At 62.7% G+C, this 7,680-nt stretch carries 7 protein-coding genes, 1 tRNA gene and 1 pseudogene; 3 read left to right on the top strand and 6 right to left on the bottom strand.

Annotated elements, in window-relative coordinates:
* The 4 genes and pseudogenes from ACTS2Z_RS07335 to ACTS2Z_RS07350 form a co-directional block, all read right to left on the bottom strand.
* Positions 1 to 889, bottom strand: an 889-nt coding sequence (locus tag ACTS2Z_RS07335) for an NADH-quinone oxidoreductase subunit D (RefSeq protein WP_442572567.1), incomplete at its 3' end; no start/stop codon positions are given.
* Between the two features lie 3 nt (positions 890 to 892).
* A complete protein-coding gene (locus ACTS2Z_RS07340; RefSeq protein WP_442572568.1) occupies positions 893 to 1,507 on the bottom strand; it encodes an NADH-quinone oxidoreductase subunit C in 615 nt (204 codons plus the stop codon).
* A gap of 29 nt (positions 1,508 to 1,536) precedes the next feature.
* Positions 1,537 to 2,137 (bottom strand): annotated as a pseudogene (locus ACTS2Z_RS07345) (NuoB/complex I 20 kDa subunit family protein).
* A complete protein-coding gene (locus ACTS2Z_RS07350) occupies positions 2,107 to 2,472 on the bottom strand; it encodes an NADH-quinone oxidoreductase subunit A (RefSeq protein WP_188451149.1) in 366 nt (121 codons plus the stop codon). The pseudogene ACTS2Z_RS07345 and the gene ACTS2Z_RS07350 overlap by 31 nt, the downstream one beginning before the upstream one ends.
* A 340-nt stretch (positions 2,473 to 2,812) precedes the next feature.
* Here ACTS2Z_RS07350 and ACTS2Z_RS07355 point away from each other — a divergent pair, with 340 nt between their 5' ends.
* Genes ACTS2Z_RS07355 through ACTS2Z_RS07365 form a run of 3 tightly spaced genes read left to right on the top strand, consistent with a single transcriptional unit; the run spans position 2,813 to position 6,218 of the window.
* Positions 2,813 to 4,294, top strand: a complete 1,482-nt coding sequence (locus ACTS2Z_RS07355; RefSeq protein WP_442572569.1) for an efflux RND transporter periplasmic adaptor subunit — start codon at positions 2,813 to 2,815, stop codon at positions 4,292 to 4,294.
* Entirely contained in the window at positions 4,294 to 4,983 is a 690-nt protein-coding gene (locus ACTS2Z_RS07360) for an ABC transporter ATP-binding protein (RefSeq protein ID WP_442572570.1), read from the top strand. Before ACTS2Z_RS07355 ends, ACTS2Z_RS07360 begins: the two co-directional genes overlap by 1 nt.
* Positions 4,984 to 4,985: 2 nt before the next feature.
* Positions 4,986 to 6,218 (top strand): ABC transporter permease, encoded by a 1,233-nt coding sequence (locus tag ACTS2Z_RS07365; protein WP_442572571.1) that lies wholly within the window; start codon positions 4,986 to 4,988, stop codon positions 6,216 to 6,218.
* Between the two features lie 74 nt (positions 6,219 to 6,292).
* Here ACTS2Z_RS07365 and ACTS2Z_RS07370 read toward each other — a convergent pair.
* Together ACTS2Z_RS07370 and ACTS2Z_RS07375 are read right to left on the bottom strand one after the other, a co-directional pair.
* Positions 6,293 to 6,369: transfer RNA gene (locus tag ACTS2Z_RS07370), tRNA-Asp, on the bottom strand.
* A gap of 156 nt (positions 6,370 to 6,525) precedes the next feature.
* A partial coding sequence (locus ACTS2Z_RS07375; protein ID WP_442572572.1) for a polysaccharide biosynthesis tyrosine autokinase occupies positions 6,526 to 7,680 on the bottom strand: 1,155 nt, incomplete at its 5' end.

Below are 7,680 nucleotides of genomic sequence, written 5' to 3' on the forward strand. Positions count from 1 at the left end.
CGAACTTGGTGTCGGTCGGCAGAACCTCGCCCTGGTTTTCCGGACGCGACAGCCAATCGCAGCATTGCTGCATGATCTTGCAGGACTCGCGCATCTCCTCCATGCGGACGAGATAGCGGTCATAGCAATCGCCGTTCTTGCCGATGGCGACCTTGAAGTCGAGCTCGTCATAGACCTCGTAGGGCTGCGCGCGGCGCAAATCCCAGGCCATGCCCGATCCACGCACCATGACACCGGAGAAGCCCCAGGCCAGCGCGTCTTCCTTCGACACGACACCGATATCGGCGTTCCGCTGCTTGAAGATACGGTTATCGGTCAGAAGCGCATCGATATCGTCGAGCGCCTTGGGGAAGTTTTCACACCAGCTGGCAATATCGTCGATCAGCGCCTGGGGCAGGTCCTGGTGAACGCCGCCGGGGCGGAAAAAGTGCGCGTGCAGGCGCGCGCCGGATGCGCGCTCGTAGAAGATCATCAGCTTTTCGCGCTCTTCAAAGCCCCAGAGCGGCGGGGTCAGCGCGCCAACGTCCATCGCCTGCGTGGTGACGTTGAGCAGATGGTTCAGGATGCGCCCGATCTCGCAGTAAAGCACGCGGACATAGGAGCCGCGCTTGGGAACCGGAATGCCCGCCAGACGCTCAACCGCGAGGCAGAAGGCATGCTCCTGGTTCATCGGCGCGACGTAATCGAGCCGGTCGAAATAGCCGATGCCCTGAAGATAGGTCTTGTGCTCCAGCAGCTTCTCGGTGCCGCGATGGAGAAGACCTATATGCGGGTCCACACGCTCGACAACCTCGCCATCCAGCTCCAGCACCATGCGCAGAACGCCGTGTGCCGCCGGGTGAACGGGGCCGAAATTGATTGTGAAATTGCGGATGTCCTGCTCAGCCATGGCTCAGGCCTTTCCTTCCGCTTTCTCGTCGCCGGGGATAACAAGGCGGGCGCCTTCCCACGGTGAGAGGAAATCGAAATCACGGTATTCCTGCATCAGGTTCACCGGCTCGTAGACGACGCGCTTTTGCGCCTCGTCGTAGCGGACCTCGACAAAACCGGTCAGCGGGAAGTCCTTGCGAAGCGGGAATCCTTCAAAGCCATAATCGGTAAGGATGCGGCGCAGGTCCGGGTGTCCGTCAAAGACGACACCGTACATGTCGAAGGCTTCGCGCTCGAACCAGTTGGCTGACGGGAAAATATCCACAACGCTGTCGACCGGCGTGTCTTCTGCCACGGACAGCATCACGCGGATGCGCATGTTGTTGTGCATCGAAAGCAGGTGATAGACGACATCGAAGCGGTCGGCGCGTGCCGGCCAGTCAACCGCGCAAACATCAATCAGCGAGGTGAAGCGGCAGGCCGGGTCATCACGCAGGAAGCGCAGCACCTTCGAGACGCGGTCGCGGTGGATGACGAGCGTCAGCTCGCCATGCGCGATCTCGTGCTCACGCACATCCTCATCGAGCGCATCGGCCAGATGCGCTGCCAGTTCTGAGAGGGTATCGGGCTTGCTCAACGGAGGGGCTCGCTTGCTCTTGGGGTTACCTAGCGTTCGATGGTGCCTTCGCGGCGGATTTTCTTCTGCAATTGCAGGATGCCGTAGACGAGCGCCTCGGCCGTCGGCGGGCAACCCGGAACATAGATGTCCACCGGCACGATGCGGTCACAGCCCCGGACGACGGAATAAGAGTAGTGGTAGTACCCGCCGCCATTGGCGCAGCTGCCCATCGAGATCACATAGCGCGGCTCTGGCATCTGGTCGTAGACCTTGCGCAGGGCCGGAGCCATCTTGTTCGTCAGCGTGCCGGCTACGATCATCACGTCCGACTGGCGCGGTGAGCCGCGAGGCGCGGCGCCGAAGCGCTCAAGGTCATAACGAGGCATCGCCGCCTGCATCATCTCGACCGCACAGCATGCCAGCCCGAACGTCATCCACATCAGCGAGCCGGTCCGCGCCCAGGTGATGAGGTCGTCGGCGCGCGCGACCAGAAATCCCTTGTCGGCGAGCTGGTCGGACAGGCCGTCAAAGAACGGGTCGTGCTTCTTCGGATCGTAGGCCGGCACGCCCGTGCGCGCTGCAGAGAATGCCGGAGCCGGAGGATTCGCCATGATCGCCTACTCCCAGTCCAGGGCGCCCTTGCGCCACTCATAGAGGAACCCGACGGTGAGAACGCCAAGGAAGACCATCATCGACCAGAAGGCGAAAATGTTGCCTTCGAACATCGGGAATATCCAGGGGAAGAGGAATGCCACTTCCAGATCGAAGATGATGAAGAGGATGGCCACCAGGTAGAAGCGGACATCAAACTTCATCCGCGCGTCCTCGAATGCGTTGAACCCGCATTCATAGGTCGAGACCTTTTCCGGGTCGGGATCGGACGGCGCCAGAACAGCAGCCGCCACGATGAAGCCGATCCCCATCGCAAGTGCGATGGCGAAAAAGATCAGTACGGGAAGGTATTCCAGAAGTACCGCGTCCATGGTCCGCCCTGGCGTCGCTGTTCAGCCCCGGAAGGCATGCGCCCGGTATTACCGGTCCCACGCCCGCCCATTCGAATGTCCCTGACAGATGTGAGGCCACCCTGTCAAATCGGGGCGGAAGCTAGTGCGCACCGCCCCGGCCTGCAAGCCGTAAGAGACACCAATTCCGGTGCATAATGCCGCTGCAAGCATCTGTTTTTGCGAGCCATTCGCATCAAGCTTGCCAAAACTCAGCCGCGGTTCACATAAGCGACGGAAAATGGGCTGTCATTGCGTTGGACGCGATGAACCGCTTCCGGCTAAAGCAGAACACAATCATCCCCGCACGAGTGACCCGGACATGAAAAAAATCGTTATTGCTGCCGCTGCCTTAATCGCCCTTGCGGCGATCGCATTCTGGGCCTGGCAGGCCTTTGGCACACGCAGCGAAGGCGGGTTGCAGGTCGAGACTGCACCGATCGAAGCGCGTGATCTCTCCCGGCAAGTTGCCTCCACCGGTGCCATTGCACCGCTGATCACCGTTGAGGTCGGCTCCCAGCTTTCCGGCCAGATCCTCGAACTCGCTGCAGATTTCAATGATGAGGTGGAGTCCGGTCAGATACTCGCGCGGCTCGACCCGCAAACCTTCGAGACACGGGTGCGCGAAGCGCGCGCGAGCCTTGAGGTCGCGCAGTCGCAAGTGTCTGTGAGCCAGGCCAATCTCACCCGCGCCCGGTCGGAAGCCCGCGAGGCAGAACGAGCGTTCGAGCGCGCCCGCGAACTCGTGGAGCGGGGCACCTACTCACAGGTTCAATTCGACACTGCGGAAACTGCACGGGATTCTGCCCAGGCCGGCGTGCTTGTAGCCGAAGCCAATCTGCGCAATGCGCGCGCCACGCTGGACCAGCGTCAGGCCGCTCTTGAAAGCGCACAGGTCGATCTGGAGCGCACAACGATCCGTTCGCCCATCGACGGTGTGGTGATCGACCGTCAGGTCGATGTCGGCCAGACAGTGGCCGCGAGCCTCAACGCGCCCGTGCTCTTCATCATTGCCCGAGACCTGTCACGCATCCAGATCGAGGCCCAGGTGGACGAATCCGATATCGGCCAGATAGCGGTGGGACAGCCTGTGACCTTCGAAGTCGATGCTTTCCGCGAACGCGAGTTTACCGGCGAAGTCCGTCAGGTGCGTCTCGCCGCGCTGGCCACGCAGACGGTCGTTACCTACACGGTGGTGATCGAGGCCGAAAATCCCGGGCAGCGCCTGTTGCCGGGCATGACAGCCAATGTGAACATCGTGACTGGCGATGTGGAAGGCGCGCTCACCGTGCCGGCGACGGCCCTCAGGTTCCAGCCGCGCGGCGCGGCGGAAAGCCTTGTGGCCAGTGAATCCGGCAATGCGGGCAGCGGCGGCGCACGTGCTGGCGGCAACCCGATGCTGGCCCGCCTGCTTGATCCACTGGAACTGCCCGAGGATCGCCGTGCCGAGGCGGAACGCGCCCTCCAGTCGGCCTTCGAGGAGATGCGCCGCGCCGGGCCTGCGGGCATGGGCGGTGCCGGAGGCTTCCCGGCGATGATCCAGCGCGCGCTTGGCGATATCCTCACACAGGAGGAAATAGCGCGTCTGAACACGATGATGGCCGAGGCTCGCGCCGGCGGCGGTGCACGAAACCGCGCACGGTCCGAAGTTCAGCGCGGCACGATCTGGGTCCAGCGCAGCGATGGACGCATCCAGTCGCGGCCTGTTCTGGTGGGCCTGTCGGACGGCCAGTACACCCAGATCATGGGCGAAGGCCTCAATGAAGGTGAAAACGTCGTCGTGCGCGTGCGGGAGGTGCGCTGATGGCAGCCGCGCCGGTTCTTATCCGCGCCCGGCAGCTTTCGCGTGTTTACAGGCTTGGCGGCGGTGATGTGCATGCCCTGCGGGGCGTGGACTGCGATATTGCGGATGGCGATTACGTCGCCGTGATGGGCGCTTCTGGGTCTGGCAAGTCGACCTTCATGAACATGCTCGGCGCACTCGACACCCCCTCCAGCGGCGAGTTGACGATCGCGGGCCAGTCTCTGCTCAACCGCACACCGGACGAACTGGCAAAGTTCCGCAATGAAATGGTCGGCTTTGTCTTCCAGCAGTTCAATCTTCTGCCGCGAACCCCCGCCATCGACAATGTGGCCCTGCCCCTGCTCTATCGGGGCATGCCGGCTGCGCAGCGCCGCGAACGCGCCGCGGCCTGTCTTGAAATGGTCGGGCTCGGCGAACGGATGGACCACCACCCCTCCCAGCTCTCCGGCGGGCAGCAGCAGCGCGTAGCGATTGCCCGTGCGCTTGCCAACGAACCGCGCATCCTGCTGGCTGACGAACCGACCGGCGCACTGGATTCCAAGACGTCTGACGATGTGATGGATATTTTCGACCGCCTGAACGCTTCGGGCATCACGCTGATACTCGTCACGCACGAAGCCGATGTCGGCGCTCGCGCGCGCCGCCGGATCGTATTTCGCGACGGACACATCGTGGAGGATACGCAATGAACATGACCGCTGCCGTCTCCGTCGCCCTGACAGCGCTTCGCGTCAACGCGCTGCGAAGCTTCCTCGCGATGCTCGGAGTGATTATCGGCGTTGGCTCGGTAATCGTGATGATTTCCATCTCACAAGGCGCAAAGGCGGCTGTAGATGCCCAGATCAGCGCGCTGGGTGCGAACTCCCTGCAATTGCGCCCGGGCTCGTCCTTCCGGGGCGGTGTTCGCGGCGGATCGGGCTCTGCAACACCGCTGAGCGATGAAGATGCCGAAGCGCTGCGCGAAAATGTTCCCTTCGTGATTGCTGCCGCCGGCATCATCCAGCAACGCGGCCTGACAGCCGTTGTGGACGGGGTGAACTGGGCGACCGAGGTCGCCGGCACCCATCCGGACTATTTCATCGTTCGTGACTGGGCGATTGCCGAAGGACGCCCCTTCACCGTGCCGGAGCTTGATGGCTCCGCGCGCGTCGCCGTGATCGGCCGGACAGTGGCCAACGAGCTCTTCCCCGCCGGGGGCGCCGTCGGTGCAACCCTGCGCATCAATGGCGTGCCTCTGGAAGTGACAGGCATTCTGGCAGAACGCGGTCAGTCCAGCTGGGGTCAGGACCAGGATGACGTCATCTTCGTGCCCACAACCACGCTGCGTGACCGGCTGGGCAGCGTCCCGGCAGCCGGTGTCAGAAACCCGGTACAGGCCATCTGGCTGGGCATAGACAGGGCCCGCAATATCGAACCGGCAACCGAAGAGATCACCGATCTGATGCGCGTCAGGCGCAATGTCCGCCTCGGCGCAGAAGACGACTTCTCCGTCGTCAATTTCGCGGAGTTCCTGCGGGCGCGCAGCGAGACGGAAAGCCAGCTCGGCCTGCTTCTCGCGGCCACAGCTGTGATCTCGCTCGTCGTGGGCGGCATCGGCATCATGAACATCATGCTGGTCTCGGTAACCGAGCGCACCCGCGAGATCGGCCTGCGGCTGGCCATTGGCGCGCGTCAGGGCGATGTCAGGAACCAGTTCCTGATCGAGGCTGTCGTACTGTGTGTGGCGGGCGGTCTCGTCGGCATGGCTTTTGGTGCAGCCGGCGCCCTGTTCGTGGAATCGCTGGGCGAATTTCCGGTCTCGATCGAGCCTACAATAGCGCTGGTCGCGATTGGGGCTGCGGCGGGTGTGGGCATCCTGTTCGGCTTCTACCCGGCACACCGTGCCAGCCGGCTGAACCCGATCGATGCCTTGCGATACGAATAGCCAACGCCTTGACCGGCATAGCAAAAAGGCCGCCCCGAGGGGCGGCCTTTTTCGTATCTCTCTGGCAGAAGAAGTGGCGCGAGTGACGGGGCTCGAACCCGCGACCTCCGGCGTGACAGGCCGGCACTCTAACCAACTGAGCTACACCCGCTTGGCCCTTCTTCACGGGGGCTTGCCCCCGGAGAGACGCGTTTCTTAATCGGCGTGCCCTGACCGGTCAAGCCGGTTCGATCATTGCGTGTGCATCAATTGCACAGCCGCCATGCGCCGTGCCGGACGCCGTTCGGGAAGGCCTCCGGCCCCTGCCCTAGCCCGAATAATAGCTGCGGTAATTCTTGTAGTAGTAGGACGAACCTTCATAGCCGTAACGGGCCTGCGCGTTCATATCCACCTGCGCCAGGACAACGCCCAGAACGTTCGCTTTCACTTCTCGCAGGATGTCGAGCGCGCTGCCAGCCGCTTCGCGCGGCGTGGTCTTCCACTTCACGTTCACGACGACCGCATCGGCCTTGGCTGCAATAACGCGCGTGTCAGTCACGGCGAGCACAGGCGCCGTATCAATGATCACCAGGTCATAGCGCTGACGCAGCACAACCAGCAGGGAACGGAAAGCCTCCGAGGAGAACACGTCACGCGGCGTGAACTGTGATTCGACTGATGGCAGGATGTGAAGCCCCCGCTCAGCATCCTCGATAAGCACGGAGTCCAGCGAGCAATCACCTGCCAGCACTTCCAGAAGCCCCCGCTTCGCGTCAGGAGCTGCGGCCTTGGTCAGAAGGCGGCGGCGCAAATCGCAATCGAGGATCAGCGTCTTGGATCCCGACATGGCGGAGATTCGCCCCAGCGAGAAGGTCGTCGTGGTCTTGCCCTCGCCAGGCAGGGCGGAGGTAACGGCCACGATCTTGTGTGCCTTGTCGAGATTGGACAGGAGGATCGCCGAGCGGATCACCCTGAAGGATTCGGCAATGCCGGAAAGCGGATTTTCCCGTATGTAATCATAGGGGTGCCCGCCTGACTTACCCTTCTTGCGTCCAAATCGCGACTGCGTGAGGAATGGCACGGAGGCAATATGACCGGCGCCAAGTTCGCGCTCTACATCGCCCTCGGTGCGCACGCCGTTATCGAACACTTCGAGGATCGCAATCGCCCCGGCCCCGGCCATCCCGGCCAATACGACGCCAAGGGCAAGATTGAGTATCCAGTTGGGGGAGCTGGGTTCGGAAGGCACAGGTGCGCGCGCCACGATGCGGGCATCTGCCGTTGCCAGATCATCTTGCTCGTTGGTCTGGCGGAAACGGTTCAGGAACGATTCAAACAGAGTGCGCGATGCCTCTGCCTCGCGTTCGAGCTCGCGTAGGCGGACCAGCGCCCGGTTGTTCGTCACCAGCTCGTCACGGACACCGGCGAGCGTCGCCTGTAGCGATGCTACACGCTGGCGCGCCACATTCACCTCGGTCTCGAG

Source organism: Glycocaulis sp. (assembly GCF_052168375.1).
Taxonomy (GTDB): domain Bacteria; phylum Pseudomonadota; class Alphaproteobacteria; order Caulobacterales; family Maricaulaceae; genus Glycocaulis.

Excerpts from the sequence above, each read along its gene's own strand:
- ACTS2Z_RS07355 (WP_442572569.1), top strand. The coding sequence starts at position 2,813 with ATGAAAAAAATCGTTATTGCTGCCGCTGCCTTAATCGCCCTTGCGGCG.
- ACTS2Z_RS07360 (WP_442572570.1), top strand. The coding sequence starts at position 4,294 with ATGGCAGCCGCGCCGGTTCTTATCCGCGCCCGGCAGCTTTCGCGTGTT.
- ACTS2Z_RS07350 (WP_188451149.1), bottom strand. The coding sequence starts at position 2,472 with ATGGACGCGGTACTTCTGGAATACCTTCCCGTACTGATCTTTTTCGCC.
- ACTS2Z_RS07365 (WP_442572571.1), top strand. The coding sequence starts at position 4,986 with ATGACCGCTGCCGTCTCCGTCGCCCTGACAGCGCTTCGCGTCAACGCG.